At 66.7% G+C, this 2,366-nt stretch carries 1 protein-coding gene and 2 pseudogenes; all 3 read right to left on the reverse strand.

Annotated features, from left to right (window positions below):
* Nucleotides 1–103: pseudogene (locus AC1DYX_RS31260) on the reverse strand (prephenate dehydrogenase/arogenate dehydrogenase family protein); the annotation flags it as partial.
* Nucleotides 103–1,206 carry a histidinol-phosphate transaminase gene (gene hisC, locus AC1DYX_RS31265; protein WP_477266122.1) on the reverse strand — a complete coding sequence of 368 codons (1,104 nt, stop codon included), beginning with the start codon at nucleotides 1,204–1,206 and terminating at the stop codon, nucleotides 103–105. The gene hisC and the pseudogene AC1DYX_RS31260, both read right to left, overlap by 1 nt.
* A 2-nt stretch (nucleotides 1,207–1,208) precedes the next feature.
* A pseudogene (gene pheA, locus AC1DYX_RS31270) lies at nucleotides 1,209–2,225 on the reverse strand (prephenate dehydratase); the annotation flags it as partial.
* Between the last annotated feature and the right edge of the window lie 141 nt (nucleotides 2,226–2,366).

Raw genomic sequence — 2,366 nt, forward strand, 5'->3', positions numbered from 1 at the left:
GCCCCAGGCCGACGACGTGCTCCACGGCGCCGGCCGCCTTCAGGCCCAGCGCGAACGAGCCGCCGATCAGGCCGACGCCGACGATGACGACTTTCGTGAACATCAGGCGAGCGCCTTCTTCAGTGCTTCGATGAACYTCGCATTCTCTTCCGGCAGGCCGATCGAGATGCGCAGCCATTGCGGCAGGCCGTACGCGCCGACCGGGCGCACGATCACGCCCTGCTTCAGCAGCGCGATGTTCACGCGGGCGCCGGCGCCGTCGTCCTCGCCCACCTTCACGAGCACGAAGTTGCCGTGCGACGGCACGTACTCGAGCTTGAGCTCTTCGAAGGCCGCGGTCAATTGCTTGTAGCCGGCGCGGTTGTTCTCGAAGCCCTTCTGCAGGAATGCCTTGTCGTTCAGCGCGGCGATGGCGGCGGCCTGCGCGAGCGAATTCACGTTGAACGGCTGGCGGATGCGGTTCATCAGGTCCGTCACGGCCGGTTGGGCGATGGCGAAGCCCACGCGCAGGCCCGCGAGGCCATAGGCCTTGGAGAACGTGCGCGACACGATCAGGTTCGAATACTTGCGCACCCACTGCGTGGATTCGAACTGGTCGTGCGGCTCCAGGTATTCGTTATAGGCCTCGTCCAGCACGACGACGACGGAGGGCGGCACCATGGCCAGGAAGGCCTCGATCTCCGCAGCCGGGATGAACGTGCCGGTCGGGTTGTTCGGGTTGGCGATGTAGACGAGACGGGTGTCCACATCGATGGCGGCCGCCATCGCGTCGAGGTCGTGGCCGTAGTTCTTCGCCGGCACGTTGATGCCGCGCGCGCCGACGCCCTGCGTGGCCAGCGCGTACACGGCGAACGAGTATTGCGAGTAGACGACGGCCTGGCCCTTCTGCACGAAGGCGTGCGCGGCGATCTCGAGGATGTCGTTGGAGCCGTTGCCGAGGGTGATCCAGTCGGCCGGCACGTCGTAGCGCCTGGCCAGCGCGGCCTTCAGCTCGAAGCCGTTGGCGTCCGGGTAGCGGCCGAGTTCCGCGGCGGCGGCGGCCATCGCGGCCTTGGCCGATTCAGGCAGGCCGAACGGGTTTTCGTTGGACGCCAGCTTGACGATGTTGGCTTCGTCGAGGCCGAACTCGCGGGCGACTTCGGAAATGGGTTTGCCGGCCTGGTAAGGGGCGATGGCGCGGACATAGTCTGGACCGAATTGCGACATGGGATTCTCTTGGCTGATCTTGTGGATGATTCTGTGGCGATGTGGCCCTCGACGTCGACGTAGAAGTAGTACTCCCACGTGCCGATGCGGGCCGGACGCGATTCGAAGCGCGTCATCGACACGCCGTGCTTCGCCAGCGGCGCGAGCAGGTTGTACACGGCGCCCGCCTTGTTCGGCACGGCCAGCACGAGCGACGTGCGGTCCTTGCCGGACGGGCCGGTAGCCTGGCTGCCGATGATCACGAAGCGCGTGCGGTTGTGCGGATCGTCCTGGATGTGCGCCTGCACGACGCCCAGCTTGTACTGCTCGCCGGCCATCTCGCTGGCGATCGCGGCGATGGTCGGGTCCTGGCTGGCCAGCACCGCGGCCTCGGCATTCGACGCGACGGCGCGGCGCTCGATGCCCGGGTGGTGCAGGTTGAGCCAGACCTGGCACTGGGCCAGCGCCTGCGAATGGGCGCAGACGACCTTCACGCCGTCCATGGTGCCCGTCCTGGTCATCAGGCTGTGGTGCACGGGGATCGACACTTCGCCGCTGATGATGGTCGTCGTGGCGAGCATCAGGTCGAGCGTGCGGTTGATGGCGCCCTCGGACGAATTCTCGACGGGGACGACGCCGTAGTCGGCCGTGCCGGCCTCGGTGGCGCGGAACACCTCGTCAATCGACACGCACGGCAGGCCTTCGACGGCGCTGCCGAAATGCTGGAACGCGGCCTGTTGGGTGAACGTGCCGGTGGGGCCGAGGTAGGCGACCGTCACGCGTTTTTCCAGCGCGCGGCAGGACGACATGATCTCGCGAAAGATCGTCTGCACGTCGTGGTCCTTCAGCGGGCCGGGATTGCGCTCGGCCACGCCGCGCAGCACCTGCGCTTCGCGCTCGGGGCGGAACACGGGGGCGTTCGTCTCGGCCTTGACGTGGCCGACTTCCTGCGCGACCTTGCCGCGGCGGGAGAGGAGTTCGAGGATTTGCGCGTCGATCGCATCGATCTGTTCGCGCAAGGGTTGGAGTTTGTCTGTCATCGTCTGCTCATGGGTGCGGTTCGCATTTCGGTTGAATCAACGGGGTCGATCAACCGGGCGTAGGGTGGGCACCCCGTGCCCACGCGGACGTTCGCGTTATGCACACGTTACGCGTGGGCACGGGGGTGCCCACCCTACGAG

This window comes from Massilia sp. P2_C2 (assembly GCF_056404615.1).